Below are 19,107 nucleotides of genomic sequence, written 5' to 3' on the forward strand. Positions count from 1 at the left end.
GGTCATGATTTAGAAGAGTTGAAAAACATTCTGTTAATAAACGCCCCGATCACCTTATCATGAATCTCCACCGACTTAGAAAAGCAAATCGTCTTGCGTGCCAACCGCTTGATACGGGTGCGAAAATTAAGATTCTGGCGCTCAATAGACTGGGTATAACGCTTAGTGATCAGGTGCTTATCCTTCGGTAAGAGACGTTGATACCCCTCCCAGCCATCTGTGCAAAACAGCCGAATCTTGAAGCGCTGTAAGGAAGCTAATAAACGCTTTAGGGTCTTATCCGCGCGGCTTCCCAGCTCATAGGCCAACACCGTCTTTAAATGCGGTTGCCACGCATACCATAGCCACCGCTTTTGTTTCTTGTGACCCACATAAGACCATTGCTCGTCCATTTCACAGATAAGTTCCACCTTATGGTGCTCCATCACCTCTTGTATCGGTAATGGATTGACTTTTACCGGTTCTAATTTTTTTTAAGTGAGCAATCACGGTCGTGATACTCACTTTCAACACCCGGCTGGTGTCGCGGACACCACTGCCATTCATGGCCATCTCTACTATCTTTTCAGGCGTCTCTGGCTTGTTGCCTTCGTAACGATAGGTGTGCTGAAAACTACGCAGACACTCACGGCATCGATAGCGCGGTTCGCCACTGCGGGCATATCCATGTTTATACACTAATAGACTGTTACAATAACGGCAGGGTACCTCTATCGTAGCCATGAACTTACCTTTCTGAACTTGCGGGGAAACCGATCACTATAAGAGATGTAGGTGTATGATTCAACTCCTTTAAATCATGACCAGCAAACGTAATAAGCGCCAAGCGCCCTTGAGGTGTTTAGCAACTTGCAGTGCAGCAGCAGAGCAGGTATACGCCTTTCCCTCACTCACTAATACAAAAGTATCGACATCTGTGGTGGCAAAACCATAAGCCTTCAGGACTCTTGCCCCCGCAGCTGATTGAACGGGCGAGAATTGAAACCGTGGCTCAGCTTCGTGCCACAATATGAACTGAACAGAACGAGCACAGAGCACGCATTCGCCATCGAAGATCACCATGTCGATCATCTGTTGTAACCTAATAGTTTGCTATACAGAACCTTATATCTAGCAGACCATAATATAACCAACTACTAGGTCATCTCTATAAACTTTCATAGCAAAGGGCTTTAACCAAGCGCCATAATCCGCTGCTGATTGAGCACTCAGTTGAAATATTGATGAAGAGAACAGCTCCCTCCTTACAAAAGGTCGCTAGCCAAACTCACTCAGCTCACTCAACAATCTCAGACCCAATTCGCGCTCAGTCATAGCCATATAAGCCGCATAACCCTTGAGTCGATTTAAGCTCTCACCCTCTTTTAAACCTTTGCCTGTTTTCAAATTATGTAATGCGGCTCGCATTTGGCGTTTGGTGCTGCGCTTGACCCGTGGTAGTCCCTCATTATTCACCACTAGCCCCGTCACCTCTTGTCTCGCACCACGACGCACGATATGCGTCTTAGCCCGATTCAGTTCAAAGCCCTCTTCCCCCATAACGCGCTGAATACTGCCGAGTACTTTCGCGATCTGTGGATCACCTGCGTGCCCTACGGGTAAGCTAAAGGTCATATCATCGGCATAACGGCTATAGCGCCAGCCAAATTTAGTCGCAATACCCGTCAAGCGTCGATCTAGACGCAAGCACAACACATTCGTTAAGGCGGGACTGGTCGGCGCACCTTGAGGTAAGCACCGCGCACCTAAGGCGACATAATGTTTTTTACCTTGACGCTCGACTACCTCACGCGGGGCTTCAGTACACAATAGCGCTAATAAGGTCGCCACCTGCTCTCGATAACCTGCCTTACGAAATACGCCTTTCACCCGTCTCCAGCTAATCGAGGGGAAAAAGTCTTTAATATCGAGCTTAATTAAAATTTCACTATTGTTATGTTGTGCTGCATTGGTAGCAATCGAGCGTCCCATTAAAAACCCATGTGCCGCGCCATGTACTAATAAACGCTCTAAAATATGCTCTAAAATCCAGCGCTGGGTATTTTTTAATAAGAGCCGTGGTGCCCAAATCGGACGCATACCACCGGAGCGTTTAGGAATTTCAAAACGGGTATAGTTTAAATCCGTCGCCGCTTCGCGGTGATAACACAGCTGGCGTAATTGTGGAATGGTGAGCTTTAACTGCTCGGCTAATTGTTTCACTTTCGTGATCGCAGGTAATTGATTATCTAGCAAGCGCTTTTCGGCACTAGCCAAATCAAAATCATCCTCACTACTATCATCCGACCAATAAATCCCCTCACCCAAATACACCATATGATTGGCTTTATACACTTGCCAAGCCGCTTTGCGTAATTGCGCTTTTTCGGTAGCTTCGGTTTTGAGTGACTTTTTATACTGCTCTAATTCGCGCGGGGTCATTTTATCGGTAGCACGGCGCTCGACTAGAAACCCTTTTGCCACTAATTGTTGTTGAATATAAGCATTAATACTGCCCGCTTTTTCAATCTCTGCCCAACGCTCTTCCCATTCCGTCGCCATACTGATCATCCTAAGGTGCTGTCAATAAAACCGGAGGCTTCCAGTTGTTGAATTTTGTCTAAATAAGCATGCCGTGCAGCATTAACGGAGTTAAAAGCCATTTGTTGACGACGTATTTTCGCCGCTTGCTCATGCGTGAAAAATACACGTTGCTCATTTAAAGTTAATTGAATCTGTTCCACTTGACTGGCTTTACGACGTGAGAAGGCGCGGGTTTCTTGGCTAATCGTAGCAACATTACGCTCGGCTTGGCGTAAAGCATAGGCAATACGTAAGGCGATCAGATGAGAGCACGGGCCTTGTGTTAAGCCATGTTGCATAATCTGATGACAGCTACACTCGGCTTTCACCACCTGCCCTTCTTCATTGAGTTTGAGCTTAGCGAGGTAATCGCGCTTATCCTCTTTGACCGTAATGGTGGCAGCAATCTCTACCCCCTCACCGGGCAATAACAGGGTCTGCCACTGACTCAAAGCCTTTTGACGATGCACTAAATCATAAGCCAATTTTTCTGCAGGCTGGCGAAATTGAAAATGGCTCATATCCAACGGCTCAACGGTCAAAGGCCGATACCGATAGACATTAGCCCCCACATCATACATCACTAAGCCTTGTTGACAGGCTTGCAACAGCGCACTGCGACACTCAGCTCTATTCAAGCCGGTTTGCTTCACCAGCTCCTCTAGAGACAGCACCCATTGTTGTTCGAGTACTTTTAGGAGAGGCGTTACTTTCTCCATGTGATTGAGATCACGCGGTAGTAATAAATCAAAATTAAGTGCTTGTGACCAATTCGCTGCGGTAAATCCGGTAATCGCTAAAGTCAAATGCCAGCCCTTACCGTGCATGGTCCAAAAACTGGGCATACCATTACCCAATAATCCCACTTCAATCGTTTCGGTAAAAGGCAAAATACGCTTCAATAGATTTAAACGTCTGCGCCCCCATAAACGTATGATTTTGGCTTGCTTGCCTTTATAAACCTCGGTTTGGGTGTCGAGCACTACATCATTCGGCTCTAAAATAATACTCGGATAGCGCCCAGGAATCAGCTCTAAACGTAAGCCACGGCGTTTACCTTTAATATCCGCATGCATGCGTAAATGATGCAGTAGGTTATACACATCGAGCGGATTGAGCGTAATTTTGTCCGTGGGCAATTGAGCGGACGCTTGTACCTGTAGAAAACCGCGAATCCATGAGTTCGGTACTTGCACCTGCTTTTCCAGTACGGTGCTATCGGGTTGTGCCGTGCTACTGACCGTATCCAACCCTACGGCTGTTTGCCCAATGCTTAAGGTACTCGCTTTAAAGCTACGCATTTGCTCTAAGCCTTGGGCTAGGCTGTCACTAAAATCAATATTAGTGGTACCGTAGACGGGTGTGCCTTGTAGGTTAAAGTGCTTATAATCAAAGGAGAGCATGGCATAGCTACCCTCATCTTTACTAAACACTTCAAATACCACCCCATTCGGATAGACACTAATAATCGGGTCTAGAATACAAAACCCTAAGGGATCATTTTTCAATAACCAATCAAAATAAGCCCGTTGCGCTTTGGCTAAACCCTGATTTTGATGAGCGCGGCGCATTTGCATAAAGGCTGCATAGGCTTGGCGGTCTTTCGGCGCATAACGGTAATCACTGCTCACAATGGCAAAGAGTGCCGCCATGGTTTCCCGAAAAATCAGTGGCTCTTGTAAGGTAGCCTCTAGTTTCACGTCTGAGCGATTGAGTTGTCCTATTAATTGCACATGGTCGGCATGCGCTTCACTAGGGCTTTGATAGCGTAACTGTAAGGCTACGCGCTCTGACTGCTGAGTCATATCAGTGTTACTCATGCTGATACTCCTGTACTAAATTTAGCTTTAGCCCGTTGCCGCCGCCGTAAGGCACGATAGGCCGCTTTATTAATATCCTCATCGCCGCCCTCTTTGGTGAGCTTCAGCAGGGCCGTATCAATTTGCGTCTCATTCATCAGCGCTAAGCCCTCAATCGCCCCCATGCGTAAGGCTTCCTCAGCATTTGCATCATTAGCCACCTTTAACAAAGCTTGCCAATCGCCACTATTAATCAGTTGGGGTAATTGCGCGAGTGTCACTGTAGTGCTAGCGGTGACATGCCATAAGCCACTAATCCGACTTGTTAATTTTTGCAACGTGCTAGGCGTTAAAGGATGTGTTTTTAGTACTTGCTGCGCTAACTCATATAGCTCCACTAACTCGGATTGTGTTAGCGCATGAACCGCTTTTAAGACTTCCTGTTCGACTTTATCTGCGACTAAGAGGGCCTTTAGTACCTGCATTTGCAAGTCGAGTGCTGCTGCTTGACGGCTATTGAGCAGAGTAATAACAACCTCATGAGCAACATTCTGAACCACTGCTACCCAGATTAAATCACTCACCGCTTCCTCAACCAGCCATAGCTTATCTGCTAAGTCAGGAATTTGCGTCGAGCCGGAATCTTGTAGGCGCTGATAGGTTTGCCACTGTTGACAGTCACGGGTAAGCGTTTGTTCTAGCGTTGTCAGTATCGCTTTATCCAGCACCTTTTCCCGCGCTAAACGTCTTGCGATTAAGCTCACTAAATCTAAGCGCTCGGCTTGCAGTAGTTGCAGGATACTCTCTTGCTGAGGTAAAGGGTCATTCATTAAACGATTGACTAATACCTCAAATACTTGCGTATAAGCCTCCTCATCTTCATCACGTACCGCTAAAGGCTCGGTGAGTAACTGCATGATTTGCGCACTATTGGCTGAGCGGGCGACTCGCTCTAATGGTTTACGCTCATCCAGTAGTGGCTCATAACCTTGAATCAGTGCGACATCAATCTCACTAAACTCCTGCTCTGCCACCTTCCATAAACGCCGCGCACTATCATACGCCGCTTGCACACAATCATTATCGGTGTCTTTGCGTAAGCTTGTGAGTAAGTAAGTGCGACTCGCTGGAGTATCCCAATATTGTAATAGCTGTAGTGCCTGTTGACGGGTGCGGTAGTACTCCGCCTTTTGGCTATAATCCGCAATAATTTGCCAAGCCGCCAAGGTATTAAACCAACGTAACCCATTGAGCGCTCGTGACACCATATCGCTATAATAATCGGCATTTTCTAAGGCGGATTTTAACAGGCGGAAAATGGTTTCAGCCTTATCTGATTGACCTAAGTGTCCTAAGGCTTCAATCGCTACCTCTTGCAGGAAATGCCCTTGTTCTTGAGCGAGGCTCAATAATTTATCTAAGGCTCGCTCATTCCCCATCTCACCTAAGGCTAATACCGCTCGCTGACGGTAATTAGCATTCGGCTGATAATCAATTGCCGCCAGTAGTGTACTTAAACCTTCACTACGTCCACCTAAGGCTAAACCTTCCGCTCCTAGGAACTGTATATCAGGGTCTTTATGTTTTAAGGCTTGCCGTAGGCCTGTCACGACACCCTGACGCTTATAGAAACGCCGCCCGATAGTGGTCACTAACTCTGGCAAAACCTCACTCGATACAATCGGTAAAGCAGTTAATAAGGCTTGGTCTAGCTCAGCATTGGTTTTTGCCCAACGCAACCCTTGCCATAATGTGCTCAGACGCTTAGTTTCTTGCTGCATTACTAAGGTCTGGAATAAGGCCACTAGTATCGGATCATGACGAGGATATTGTTCAGCCAGCCAACGCTGATCACCGCGCTCATCTTCATAATCCTCAATGACTTGATCATAACCACTGATACGTAATACCGCATCGATAAGGGCGGTGCTCTCTGCTTTGTGAGTGTTTAAGCGTTGCAATAAAGGCTTAGCCATACGCTCAGGTCGAGTATAGGCCAATCCCTCATAGACTCGTGCTACCTCTAATCGCAGCAGTGGATTATTTAAGTACTCGAATAAAAATTCGGGTACTTCTTGATCGACTACGGTTTTTAATAAAGCTACTAATTGACGCTGTTCACTCAGCTCTTGGCTATAGGTGAGTAGCTGTTTTAAGGCAGGCACCGCAGCGGATTGTTGTTGCTGCAATAAAATAGCCGCCGCTTTAACAGCACTAGGACGATAATCATTTTTGGTAGCTTGAATCAATAGATCCAGTGCTTTAGCCTCTTTAGGTAAGACCTCGGCTAATTGCTGCACCACTAGCACTCGCAGCTCTAAATAGTAGGATTGCAAAGCTAGCGGTGCGGCTTTTATCAGTCCCACTTGGGCGCTGAGTACCTTCCATGCTTCGGTGGCGAGCATGGCATCGCTGGATTGTACTAATTGCTCTAATAAGGGTTGCACCTGTGCAAAGCGCGTATGGGCTACTAGTAATTTTAAGCCCTGCTCAGCCATATCCGGCTGTGAGGCAGACAAGGCCGCTCGCCCTAATACTTCAGCACTCACTGCTAAATGTTGCAAAGTTTCAAATACTTGTTGACGCACCAATTGCTGCGGGTGGTTGAGTGCTGGTAATAAGCTTTGAATAACATTTTCCCGCCAACTTTCTGAGTGCTGGGCTAGCCGACTTAAACCCATCACCGCTTGGCGACGAATATTTAAATCACTGCCATAACTCAGTGCCCCATAACTCTCAGAGCGTAATAAACCTAGGTATGCACCAAAAGTTTGCTGCTCACACACCTGTTTAGTCGCAGCACTCACGGCTTCCGGCACAATGGGAATGGTAATGGCCTGTAACTGCGCCTGATAGCGTTGATTAAAGGCTTGTAATTGCCATTGCCACTGTTTAAATGTCGTCCGATTATCCCATGCACTGAGCACTTGGATCAGCCGTGCTTTTAACAGATTAGGGGCATAGACTAACCAAGCACTGATTTGTTCTAAGGTGGCTAGTTCAATGATCCACGTATCATCCTGATGGCGTTGAGCTTGTTGCAGTCCGGTTTGTATATAGTCCCACTGTGCCGCACGATCACCATAGCGCTCAATAAAATCAGCACAGAGTAATTGCAAGGGTGGATAAGGTGTCACTAAAGCCCAAGAGGTTAAATAAGGCTGATTCGGATGTAACCAAAGCTCTGCACTGATCAAGATAAATTGACTGAGATACGAGGCATCCCCACCCGTGATTAAGGCTTGCAAAGTGACGGGGTTAATTTGTTTTAGGGCAACCCATGCCATTAATTGCTCATGAGCAGATAATACTTGCTGTACCTTCCCATCTTTTAAGGCCGCTATAGCCTGCTCATCCCCTAATAAACCCAAGGCCAACGCTGCATAGGCACGTACGGCTATTTGATTATGGGTTAGATAACCGATTAAGGTCTCCGTATGATGGGCGGCACTAACCCAAGGCAATACGCGTGCGGCGGCTTTGGCAATAGCGACATTGGTATGCTCCAGTAGGGGCTGTACCACGGCAAAAGCACGGCTATCACCTAAGTCACCTAAACCACCGAGCGCATTCACCGTACGTTGTTGCCATGCTGCAATTAAATGCTTATCACTTTGGGCAGGATGCGGACGCTGGGCAAAGGCCACCAATAAAGGATAGGCACTCTCATCCCCGACTCGAGCGCCTACACAGGCTGCATTGACTTGAATATCTTCATAAGGTGATTGCAGTGCTTGGCTTAACGCTTGGCTATCGGCTCCCTCAATAATGGCTTGTAATGCTGCTTGACGTAGACTTTCATCGGGATCATTAATCAGGCGTTGTAATAATGCGGCCTGCTGAGCCAGTGGTTTCTTTAAGCTTTGCTCTAATGCGGCTTTACGCACACTCACATGCGGACTTTGGCTGGCTTGTAATAATAAGCCCTCACTGTCAAAACGCTTTTTCTCGGCTAAGCCATAGGTTAAAGCCTCCAGCGCAATAGCCGCAAAGGGATCATGGAGTAAGTCCAATAATAAGGTACTCGCCCACTCGGCCTTTGGTTGCGCCATGAGTTCCTTTAAGACCTCACGGTGAATATTTTCATACTGACTACTTAGTAATAAGCGCAGCGTCCCCACTGTTCCCCCGCCTAAATGACGTACTAAACACGCTTTAAAGGTTTCTTGGCGAATGGGTTCAAAGGGGTCATTTAGGGCATTTTTGAGTAAGCTCAAGGCCTCATCATTCACAGCGCTAGAGGCAGTTAGGGTATCGAGCAATACTTTCAAGCCCCGCGCATGGCTGTCTTGATACTTTGCACTGAGACCTAAGCTGGCCTGAGTGAGCGGACTCAATTTTAATAGGCTTAAGGCACTAAAAGCAGCATCTCGCACATTTGCATCGGGATCATTAAGTAGTACCTCTAGTGCTTCGCGGGCTTGAGGTAATTGCAGCCACGCTAGCGCCTTACAGACTCCTACCCGAATGTTTACATTATTATGCTGTGCCAGCACAAGTAATAAACCGAGCGCACGCGGGTCTTGTAATACCGCTAAGGCATAGACACTATTAAAGCTAATATCTGCATGGCGGCTACTCATGCCTTGCAATAAGGGGGTGTAATCATCCGTATTTAAGGTGCTGAGATCTGTCGGCTTAGCCCTTTGGGTTTTATCCTCAACCGCTGTACTGTCAGGCTCTTTGAGCAAATCAAATTGCTCTAAATCGGTTAGTTGCCGCGCTAAATCTCTATCCCGTGTTTTTAAAGCAAGGGCTAGATTCGGGCGACTTAATACACTAATCAGCCATGCGGTATGGCGCACGGCTTCATTCTCTTGCTCTTGTTGACGTAGCAGAGCGCGTTGCACCTCAAAGCTAGCCAATAAGTGACGTTGATAGAGACGAATTAAGGCCGCACGTTGTACATCGGTTTGAGTACTTTGTAGAGCGAGCAAATCGGCTTTGGGATCAGTCGCAGGATAGATACCTTCGAGTCTATTTAAGGCAGTTAAGCGTACCGAACGCTGGGCATGGTCGAGTGCTTTAGTCAGTGCTTGCTCAGCACGCGGGTTGGTATTAGCGTACTCACCTAACGCTTTGAGGGCGAGTAAGGCTATATCCGTATGCTGGGTATCGAGTGCTTTTAATAAGGGATAGAGCGGGTCGATTTGCGTTTTAAAACGGGCTACTAGTGCATTAAAGGCTAATTTACGCACACTTTCGTGACGCTTATCATTCAGGCAAGCCTCTAAGATTAGATTGGCTTTAGAGTGTGAGGACTGATCAATCAGCTTTACCATTAACTCACGCAAACTACGATCTTGCTCTTGGCTAAAATGCTTTTCAATCAGACCTAAAGCCACTTTGTCATTATAGGCTGCGAGCGTAGTTAAAGCCTGTTCGCGCTCCTTAGGCTCCGTCGATTTCAGGCGATACTCTGCACTGTCATAGCCATCATGTAGCGTCAACAGGGTATCAACAGGTTTGTCTTGCTCCAAGGATACTAAACGCAGGGTTTGATCCTTACCGGCTAGCAGTAAGCACGACTGACCTAAGTAGTGAACCAAGCCCATGAAGTGAATTTTAGGCAGGCTTTGCTTATAGGTAATCGGCTGTCCACCACTATAGGCCCAAGCTTTAATACTCTTATCTTCGGAGCCAGTAAAAAAGCGCTCTGTACCCAACACAATGCTATTAATCGCGGCACTGTGAACACTATTTTTACCTTTATCTAAGGGTTGTAATTCGCCTTGAGCATGGGTACTTAAGAGCTGCTTATCCGCTCCGGCAGAATAAAAACGTAATTCGTTTTTCTCAAAGCATAGCGCGGTTACGGCTCCCTTATGTAAAGGAGCCTGTGCTGAAAATTGCAGGGTATTATCCAGCCATTGATATACCGCCACACTACCATTACTAAATCCGATACTCAGCCACTGCCCTTCTGGGGAAGCTGCCATCACCGTTGCGGTTTGCTCTAAATCCAGCACTTGCACGACTTGCGTACCTGTTAGACTCACCACACTTAAGGTTCTAGGCTGTAAAACGGCTAGATAATCACTAGCTAAGAGGGTAAGTTCTAGAATTTCATTCTCTGCTTGAACATTAAACTCAATCCCCTCTACTGCTTTAGGCTTGCCTTTATCGCGTGCTGCTTGATAGAGCTTACCGTCTAAACCAGCGAGATACAGGGTTTTATCATTCCCCACCAAAGCGCTCGCACCACAGGGTAATGCGTCGGTTTGTAACTGGACTAAGCGCTCGGTGCAATCCACTCGGTATAAGGCCGTGGCTTGTCCCTCTGGGTGGCTAGTCACAAAGGCTGCTTGATTCTCACGCGTTACTAAGGCGCGAATCTCACCGCGATAATTTAGGTATTGATGCTCGCTCATACCAAGGCTCCTGCTAGGGTAGGATGGGCATGTTCAATGCGAGTCGCTGCTACGAGGCAGGCATCGCGCTCCATCTTGCCGCGTGATTGGGTAAATTGTTGGAATAAAGGCAATACCACCTCGGCAAAGGCACCATCTTCCACCGCCAAATCACGCAGGGTTTCAATCAAAGCTTTTTTAGCCACACTCGCCGCTAAGGGCTTCATCCCCTTTTGCTCCCGCCCTAAGCGTCCGGGGGGTAACTCATATAACCAACGCCGCAGCAATAATTGTAAACCGGCATAGTCAGCGGGCAGATTATGAGGACGTTGAGGTAATACAGGTTCACTCACTGGATGGGGGGGAGGAGGCGTTTTTACTGGCTTACCTTTACTGAGTAAATGTGCCACCTCCGGCGCGGGACGCCAATTCGGTGTGGTGAGTGGCGTGCGATAGAGCCGCCATAAAATACGAATCACTTGATTGCGGACTTCACGATCAGGGCTTTCGGTGAGCTGATAGAGCGCTTGCGGGGATTGCAAACGCCGCTCACGTTGTAAAATCGCTAAGCCCAACTCTCGACTAGGAGCATGGCGCGACTCGCATAAGCCATACACAAAACTTTCTGGCAAGATAGCGGTTGATAAATGATAGGTCTTATTCGCGGGTGTGGGGTCTTCTAAGAGCGCCTTTTTGAGTAACTCGCGCACCTCGGTATAGCGTGATTCGCTCATACTGAGTAATTGCTGCTCTGTCGGTTGCCAGCGAGCCAGCTCCCACTCCGCCATATCCAAACCTAATTGCCGTACTACCGCATGTGGGTGTTGCAATAAGGGCAGCACTCGATCTAAAGTCAAAAAGGCGGCTGGAATCTCTGCCCCCGGATCAACCGGACGATCCGTCGCTTTGAGTGCTAAGGGCGGATGGTGGCGGCGTAAATATTCGAGTGCAAATTGGCGCAGAGGTGTTTCTGCCTCACCTAAAGCTAAATTCCATAAATATTCACTACCCGCCATGGCTGCATCAGCGGAGACATTATCCGCCTGCCCTGCGAGTAGTTTTAAAAAAGCTGTCTCAGAAATAATTTTAAGCGCCGCACCAGCCGCTATTAAGGACTCGGCTTTGACCTGTTTACTGCCCTTGCGCCCATTACCATATAAAGGCGAACCCTCATCCCCAATCACTAAATAATCCAGTTTGGCAGTCACACTCCCGCTATTTTTACCATTGGCTTTGACTACCATGTCCTCGGCGGCTTCGCGGGTCATGCTTTGCATTTTGCCGGTAAAGAGGAAAGTCTGCCCTTGTAAATCAACGGATGTTGCAGCACTTGTACTCACAGGCTGAGCGGATGCCGTGCTGGTATTAGGGGCAAAATCGGCGGGGGTGAAAGCTTTACTTAAACGCTCTACGGCAAATTGATGTTGCTCTGCCGACTCAGAACTCACCAACTTCATTAGCCACTCAAAACCTAAAATGCTCGGTTTAAAACGGCGCACATCGGAGAGCCAACCCATCACGGTTGTTGCTAATTCACTATTAAACGCTAGCGCTTGAGTCCAATTTTTATTCTGTGCTTTGAGCGCTTGAATAAAGGGGTGAGTATTCCAATCTGGCTCAGAGACTAAGGCTTGATAAAAATCGATCGGTAAGGTATTCGCTTTAATATCATCATTTTGAATCCAATTCTGTACCGTATCCGAAGTTAAGGGCTGTAATAAATAGGTCTGAATAAAGGGGGGACTGAGCGTACTTAAATCTAATTTTTTCAGATTGAGTAAGGCAAATTGAGCAATTTCCTGCTGTACGTAATCATCATCTAACGCATTGAGCAGCTCCTCAAAAAAAGCATTGCCCAAACTTTTTAGTGGATGTAACTCAAATAAATAGCTTTTAGCAAAATTAAATCCCTGCGGTGAGTGGGATAAAATCCGCGCTTTAAACCAGTCGGGGGTCAGCTCATTACGCCCGAAATATTTACGCAGTATTTCACTCACCATCTTATAGTATGGCTCAGATTCGAGTAGCTCCCCCCATGCCTCTAGCCCTACCTCACGGCGCGGATCGCGCTCTAATAATAATTGCAAGGCTAGTTCACGGACTGCTTTGGCTAATTGATTATTTTTAGCTAGCTTTAATAAATACTCTACCGATAAATCACGCGCGTAGGCTTTAACATACTGTGCTGCATAATTTTGAGCGCTCGTACTACTCGATTCTAATAAACGAATCACCACCTCTCGCAAACCTAATGCTTTAAACTGTTGTTGCTCTAATTTAGAGGCATTTTGTAGAAGGAATATAATTAACTCATCAAGGGCTAAGCTTTGTGTAGCCTTGGAGCCTAATTGAATAATGGTGGTAGGTTCAATATCACGTAATTGGGTAGCGAAATCCGCTTTTAATCCTTCCGCAGCAAATTGTCTAACCCTTTCGGCTCTGGCTAATAAAATCAGACGTAATAAAGGTTCAGGGTTACGCTTCCATAGCTCATTAAAAGCACGGTATTGAATTAGACTTTCTTTTTGCCCAATATAACCAAAATAATCTCTACCATAAGAATGTTTTTTATTATGAAAGGCAATATGATTAAAAATCCAAGTAGTCGCCCAATTAGTGCTATCAGTATAAGCTGCTAAATATTGAATCGCTACGGTTGGATATAATACCGGCAATTGCTGTCCTATTTTACGCAAATAACGCCAAGCGCGTAATACCATATAAGTACGCGTTGCATGACTCATCATTAAAGGGCTAGCGTTATTCGTATTCACCCGCTGCGCATCTAAACGAATAGCAATCTCTGCCACGATTTCATAATCTTTTTTAGCTTCTGCGGCTTTATAAATCGCTTTTAAGGCTTTCCACGGCCCATAAACAAAGGGTATGCGGCGAATGACTTCGATTAAACAAACACGCGCATAAGCACTAGGATCACGCCACAGCACCATAAGGATCTGGTGTAGCTTCAGGCGCTCAGGTAACACATAGGGTGGTGTCGCGGCTTCTAAACGGTTGATATGATCGACGCGATAGGCCTGCTGCTCTAGATAGCTTTGTGCTCGGAAAGACTTTGACCAAATCAATTGAATGAATTTTTCAAAGGTTTCAACTTCATCAGGTAAAGGCGGGCTAATAGTAGGATTGGGTTGTTCTGCTAATGCCACTAAGTAATCGATAAAGGCGGGATCTTTTAATTCCCAAGCACGTTGAATATCCGTTAATGTCAGCAGCATATAACCTATCCTTTTCATGGTGAGTACTAGGGATTGTAATAATAAAAGTACTCAATGAATATTTGCGAGTGAAGTGCTTAATCACTTTGGCTTTATAATAAAAAGGGGTTATTCAAATAACTCTGAATAACCCCTACTATGAAAAAATCTACCTGAATACCGGGTACATGGAAGACTCACTGGCTCGTGCCCATAAATAGTCCTCCCGGCGTACTCGAAATCACGTTTGCGTGATAGTTCCAGCTCGAGTACGCCGGGAGGACTATTTATGGGCGTAAACGAGACTGAAACAGTCTTCCTTGTGATCAATGCTTAGGTTTAATTCGAGAGTGGCGCAACGCCAATCTTGATCCGAAGATCAATCGCTAGACTTTTCATGTTTTGAAATTTAGCATAATAAAATTAAAAGACAAGTATTAAATGCAAAATAACTGTGAGAATAAAAATATATTTTATTTTAGTCATTTTGTATTAAGGTTGGTCGTGATATGACCGACCACCTCATTTAAGCTATAGAATTTTATTTAATTAAGATCTTGTTTTCTACTTTACATTTTTTCATTTTTAGCTCTTAGTATTTAAGCTCACTAAGGGCATGGTATCAAACTGAATCCCTTCCCAGCCGGATAGCATAAAAGCACGAATATTGGCATGATTATGCCCCTCTGGGTGAGCCAATACGGCGCGATAGTGCTCTGCAAAACAGTGTAAGGTTTGCTCTTGTGTCAACCCCTGCAATAATCCGAATGCAAATACTTTACACGATCCCTCATTCGTTCCAGCGGGGCTACTGAGTGCTCCATTTTGGAAAGCTTGAGGAGTATAGGCATAGTGAGCGTCAATGACTGCAATGACTTGGCTAAACTGTAATGACTCAGCCGGCTGATCTAATTGCTCAAGCAACGCTTGGATACTCATAACCATTTGACACACTCCCCTATGAGGCTAATGATCTAACACAATGATGAAGTCTCACATTAGCCCAAATGCTTAAAACTCGCTAGAATCATGCCTATGAACCAAGGTTATTTTATTCCCATGACGCATCATAAGGTCGAAACTGAGATTAAACGCAGCCAATTTATTACTCATATTGGTCATGTCAGCAATCGCCCTGAAGCCGAGGCGTTTATTAAGCAGTTACGCCTAACCCATCCGCAAGCAACCCATGTGTGCTGGGCTTATATAGCCGGAGCACCGAATACGACCGTGATGTCGATGAGTGATGATGGCGAGCCTAATGGCACAGCGGGTCGCCCTATGTTGAATGCCTTACAATATAGCGGTTTGGGTGAAATTGTTGCGGTCGTAGTACGTTACTTTGGTGGTACGAAACTAGGCACTGGGGGCTTGCAACGTGCCTATGGGGGTTGTGTTAAAGAGGCCTTGTTAACCTTACCTACTCAAGAAAAAATCGCTCAAGTCTCCCTACTCATTGAATGTGGTTATGAATTTGAAGCGCTAGTGCGCCATGTATTACAACAATATAACGCGCTCTTAGAACAGTGTGATTATGGGCAAAACATTACCCTACAGCTACAAGTAGCCTTAGAGCAGGTTAACGCCCTCACAGCGGAACTCACGAATCGCTCATCCGGTGCTATTCACAGCAAACTACTGAATAATATAAGGTAATATTGCATGAGTATATGGTTACAATCTCTTCTCGACGATTGGAAAGAACGCTTTACCCCTTACCGAAAATGGATGGGGCAGCTCAAAAACCCGCAGATACTCAAAGCCGATATTATCGCGGGGCTAACCGTGGCTTTGATTGCCATTCCACAGTCGATGGCCTATGCCCAACTAGCCGGTTTGCCTGCTTATATGGGTCTTTATGCCTCTTTTTTGCCCGTCATTGTGGCAGCCCTCTTTGGCTCCTCACATCAGCTCAGCACCGGCACTACTGCCATGGCCTCACTCATGTCTGCTACCGCCCTCCAACCTTATGCGGCGGAAGGGGTGGCTGCCATCATCACCTATTCTGCCCTATTAGCCATTATGATCGGCATGATACGGCTCTCACTGGGGTTATTACACCTAGGGATGGTCATGGACTTTCTATCTCAGCCGGTAGTGGTCGGGTTTACCAATGCAGCGGCGCTGATTATTGCCACCTCTCAAATTCCCAAGCTCTTTGGCGTACCCGTCAAGGCGGATGCCTTTGATCATTATCATCAATATGTGTGGAATCTATTATTAGCCCTACCACAGACCCAACTGATCACGCTGGCGATGGGAGCGTTTTCCCTCGGCTCGCTGCTCGTGCTTAAGACCTATGCTCCGCGCCTGCCCGGTATTTTGATTGTGGTCACACTCAGTACCTTATTGTCGTGGCAACTAGGCTATCATCAGCTAGGGGGTAGCATTATTGGAGCGATACCACAGGGACTCCCCGAACTACATTTTCCCGCCGTGGAACTCAATTTTGGTAAACTCGCGCCCCTCTTAACCTCTGCCCTGATTATCGGTCTGATGGGGCTGGTAGAAGCAGTATCAATATCCAAAGCTATTGCCGCTCAGACCCGCCAGCGTTGGTCGGTGAATCAAGAACTCGTCGGTCAAGGGTTAGCCAATATTACTTCCGGGCTATTTCAGGGGCTGGTCGTATCCGGCTCATTCTCTCGCTCAGCCGTTAATTTTTCCGCAGGGGCGCGTACGGGCTTTGCCTCTATTGTCACGGGTATGCTAGTGGCTATTACCCTGCTGTTCCTGACCGATCTCTTATATTACCTACCCCAGAGCACGCTAGGGGCTATTATTATTATGGCGGTATTTAATCTGTTTAATTTCGCCCCTATTCATCGGGCTTGGTTGGTAGAGAAGCATGATGGTGTTGCTGCCGTAGTCACTTTTACTGCCACCCTCGTCTTTGCGCCGCATTTAGAGCTAGGGATTATGCTCGGTATTGTGCTCTCGCTGGGGTTATTTTTATACCGTACTACGCGCCCTAGCTTTTTTGAGGTGGGACGTCATGCTGATGGTACTATGCGCAATGCGAAGGTACATGGGCTAAAAACTAGCGATACCGTTTCTGTGTTCCGTTTCAATGGCGATTTGTATTTTGGTAATACGGGTTATCTAGAAGGTAAATTGCTCAATACCATCTCTACCAAGCCTAATCTCAAGGTAGTGGTCATGGATATGGAGGGTATTGGGCAAGTGGATGCCACAGGTGAAGCCATGCTGGAACGCATGGCGGATCAACTGCAAGCGGTGGGCATTGAGTTTTATTTCGCTCGCACCAATCAGCGCGTCTATCGCTCCTTCCAACGCTCTGGCCTGATGGCTCAGGTTGGCAAGGAGCGTTTCTTCCTCGAACGCAAATATGCGCTTAATTATGCCAAGCAATTGCTAGGAGAACAGATTGACATCACACCACTACAAGTCGCAACCCCAACAACCGCCCCCCTAACTTATAGTTAGGCGGGTTTTAATGCGGCTTTTATAGGTGCTTCACGAATCGGTAAATTGACTAAGGCTGCCGCCGCCGCTAAGGCCATATCGGCATACCACATCCAGGTAAAATCGCCGAGTTTGACAATGGCTAGTCCGCCCAGCCAAGCGCCTAAGAAGCCGCCGATTTGATGGGATAATAAGGTCAAACCAAACAAGGTCGCAAAATAGCGATTACCAAATAATTTACCCACTATCGCAGCCGTAGGCGGTACGGTAGCAAGCCACGTAAAGCCTAGACCTATAGCAAAAATATAATAAATCCACTCGGTATGGGGCATCATTAAATACCACAGAATCAGCAAGGCGCGTGAGCCATACATCACAGCTAAGACATACTTACTGCGATAACGCGCCACACAATAACCGGCAAATAAACTGCCAAAAATATTAGATAGCCCAATAATCGCCAGTGACCAACTCGCGACACTCGGTGATAAACCACATAAATTCACCTCACCGGGTAAGTGTGTCACCAAAAAGGCAATATGAAACCCACAAGTGAAAAAGCCCGCATGTAATAATAAATAGCTCGGATTTTTTAAGGCATCGACTACTGCACGACGTAAGCCCCCTTCTGCGTGGGCGGGCTTAGTAGCGGCTGCCTCGCCTCCGGCTACTTTGCCCACTAAGCCAATCGCAGCCAAAGCGACCACTGCCATAGACCCTAGCGCTCCCATCCAGCCAAATACTTGAATCAGCTTTTGCAGCAGGGGTGCAAACACAAACTGCCCCAATGATCCCCCCGCATTAATCACGCCAGAGGCAAACCCTCGCGCCTCCGGTGCTAAGCGCTCATTCGCGGCTGCCATGAGTAGGGAAAAGCTCCCAATCCCTGAGCCTACCGCACATAAAAAACCAAAGGTGAATACTAAAGCCCATGCACTTTGCACCATGGGGGTGAGCACACAGCCCAAGGCTAAAATCACCAGACCCGCGTTTAATACCGGACGCGTCCCATAACGATCCGCGACCGCCCCCGCTACGGGTTGAATAGCCCCCCAGGTGATTTGCCCAATGGCGAGCGCAAAGCTAATGGTCGCAATGTCTAAGCCGGTGGTGCTATTAATGGGACTGACGAAAAGCCCAAACGATTGTCGGATGCCCATGGTGACCATGAGAATACCGGCTGCGGCTAAAATGACTCCTTGCAATTGAGGCTCCTAGTTTAAGATTTGAGCGCTCATTCTAAGAGAAGAAAAGTGCTCTGTTTAGACACACCTCGCATTAAAATTTGCGATACAGTAGGTACTTGGGTACGGCCTAAAAAAGGCGAGAGTTTTGTTACTCACACCTCAAGCCAAAACGTTGCAAAAATTTAGTAATTTGTTGTGCTTCGGGTAACTGCATGGCTTGAGCGAGTTTGAGTGCGGAACACAGCAATGCTTTAGGCTCATCGCTAGGGTCAGTGTCACTTTGGAGTAACATCCATGCCAAATTAGCTTGAGCAACCATCAGCATACGCTGATCTCCTAATTGAGCATAAACAGGCAGTACTTGCTCTCGATATATTTCAATAGCCTCCAAGGTCTGATGTTGCGCGAACAAAATGTCCGCTATTTTCCCTTTCGTGATCGCGATTTCACGCACCTCGCCCAGACGTTCATACACCGGCAGTTGATCCTCTCTCCGAATCCGCAGCGCTTCGTCCAGTTCCCCTCGCGCCGCCAAGATGTCCGCTATTTTCCCTTTCGTGATCGCGAT

11 protein-coding genes are annotated in these 19,107 nt (G+C 46.9%); 2 read left to right on the forward strand and 9 right to left on the reverse strand.

The window, feature by feature from the left end; genetic code table 11:
* Positions 1-2: 2 nt before the first annotated feature.
* The 7 genes from A3IK_RS20895 to A3IK_RS0113320 all read right to left on the reverse strand — a co-directional run bounded on the left by A3IK_RS20895 (position 3) and on the right by A3IK_RS0113320 (position 14,871).
* Positions 3-723, reverse strand: a protein-coding gene (locus A3IK_RS20895; protein WP_425425411.1) for an IS1 family transposase whose coding sequence is annotated in 2 segments (ribosomal slippage) — positions 3-473 and positions 475-723 — 720 coding nt in all. Because the reading frame shifts where the segments join, the coding sequence is not laid out codon by codon here.
* Between the two features lie 69 nt (positions 724-792).
* Positions 793-1,071, reverse strand: a complete 279-nt coding sequence (locus tag A3IK_RS0113295; RefSeq protein ID WP_020560476.1) for a thiol-disulfide oxidoreductase DCC family protein — start codon at positions 1,069-1,071, stop codon at positions 793-795.
* A gap of 186 nt (positions 1,072-1,257) precedes the next feature.
* Positions 1,258-2,541, reverse strand: a complete 1,284-nt coding sequence (locus A3IK_RS0113300; RefSeq protein ID WP_020560477.1) for a retron St85 family RNA-directed DNA polymerase — start codon at positions 2,539-2,541, stop codon at positions 1,258-1,260.
* Positions 2,542-2,546: 5 nt separating this feature from the next.
* Complete coding sequence (locus A3IK_RS0113305) at positions 2,547-4,382, reverse strand: hypothetical protein (protein ID WP_020560478.1); 1,836 nt, start codon at positions 4,380-4,382, stop codon at positions 2,547-2,549.
* Complete coding sequence (locus tag A3IK_RS0113310) at positions 4,379-10,732, reverse strand: HEAT repeat domain-containing protein (protein ID WP_020560479.1); 6,354 nt, start codon at positions 10,730-10,732, stop codon at positions 4,379-4,381. Before A3IK_RS0113310 ends, A3IK_RS0113305 begins: the two co-directional genes overlap by 4 nt.
* On the reverse strand, positions 10,729-13,947 hold the full coding sequence (locus A3IK_RS0113315) for a BRCT domain-containing protein (RefSeq protein WP_020560480.1): 3,219 nt from the start codon (positions 13,945-13,947) through the stop codon (positions 10,729-10,731). The genes A3IK_RS0113310 and A3IK_RS0113315 overlap by 4 nt, the downstream gene beginning before the upstream one ends.
* Before the next feature lie 564 nt (positions 13,948-14,511).
* A complete protein-coding gene (locus A3IK_RS0113320) occupies positions 14,512-14,871 on the reverse strand; it encodes a HopJ type III effector protein (RefSeq protein WP_020560481.1) in 360 nt (119 codons plus the stop codon).
* Positions 14,872-14,961: 90 nt separating this feature from the next.
* On the opposite strand from A3IK_RS0113320, the gene A3IK_RS0113325 reads away from it, so the two are divergent.
* Positions 14,962-15,582: a YigZ family protein gene (locus A3IK_RS0113325; protein ID WP_020560482.1), complete on the forward strand. Its 621-nt coding sequence runs from the start codon at positions 14,962-14,964 to the stop codon at positions 15,580-15,582.
* A gap of 6 nt (positions 15,583-15,588) precedes the next feature.
* Positions 15,589-17,373, forward strand: coding sequence for a SulP family inorganic anion transporter (locus A3IK_RS19455; RefSeq protein WP_110690457.1), 1,785 nt, complete (start codon positions 15,589-15,591; stop codon positions 17,371-17,373).
* Here A3IK_RS19455 and A3IK_RS0113335 read toward each other — a convergent pair.
* Positions 17,370-18,557 carry an MFS transporter gene (locus A3IK_RS0113335; protein ID WP_020560484.1) on the reverse strand — a complete coding sequence of 396 codons (1,188 nt, stop codon included), beginning with the start codon at positions 18,555-18,557 and terminating at the stop codon, positions 17,370-17,372. The two genes, A3IK_RS19455 and A3IK_RS0113335, sit on opposite strands and share 4 nt — an antisense overlap.
* Positions 18,558-18,687: 130 nt before the next feature.
* The coding region (locus A3IK_RS19460) for a hypothetical protein (protein WP_026220967.1) at positions 18,688-19,107 on the reverse strand (420 nt) is incomplete at its 5' end.

The sequence above is a fragment of the Thiofilum flexile DSM 14609 genome (assembly GCF_000380185.1).
Classification (GTDB): Bacteria; Pseudomonadota; Gammaproteobacteria; order Thiotrichales; family Thiotrichaceae; genus Thiofilum; species Thiofilum flexile.

Coding starts and splice junctions, on each gene's coding strand:
- A3IK_RS0113320 (WP_020560481.1), bottom strand. CDS start 14,871: ATGGTTATGAGTATCCAAGCGTTGCTTGAGCAATTAGATCAGCCGGCT.
- A3IK_RS0113295 (WP_020560476.1), bottom strand. CDS start 1,071: ATGATCGACATGGTGATCTTCGATGGCGAATGCGTGCTCTGTGCTCGT.
- A3IK_RS0113300 (WP_020560477.1), bottom strand. CDS start 2,541: ATGGCGACGGAATGGGAAGAGCGTTGGGCAGAGATTGAAAAAGCGGGC.
- A3IK_RS19455 (WP_110690457.1), top strand. CDS start 15,589: ATGAGTATATGGTTACAATCTCTTCTCGACGATTGGAAAGAACGCTTT.
- A3IK_RS0113310 (WP_020560479.1), bottom strand. CDS start 10,732: ATGAGCGAGCATCAATACCTAAATTATCGCGGTGAGATTCGCGCCTTA.
- A3IK_RS0113315 (WP_020560480.1), bottom strand. CDS start 13,947: ATGCTGCTGACATTAACGGATATTCAACGTGCTTGGGAATTAAAAGAT.
- A3IK_RS0113325 (WP_020560482.1), top strand. CDS start 14,962: ATGAACCAAGGTTATTTTATTCCCATGACGCATCATAAGGTCGAAACT.
- A3IK_RS0113305 (WP_020560478.1), bottom strand. CDS start 4,382: ATGAGTAACACTGATATGACTCAGCAGTCAGAGCGCGTAGCCTTACAG.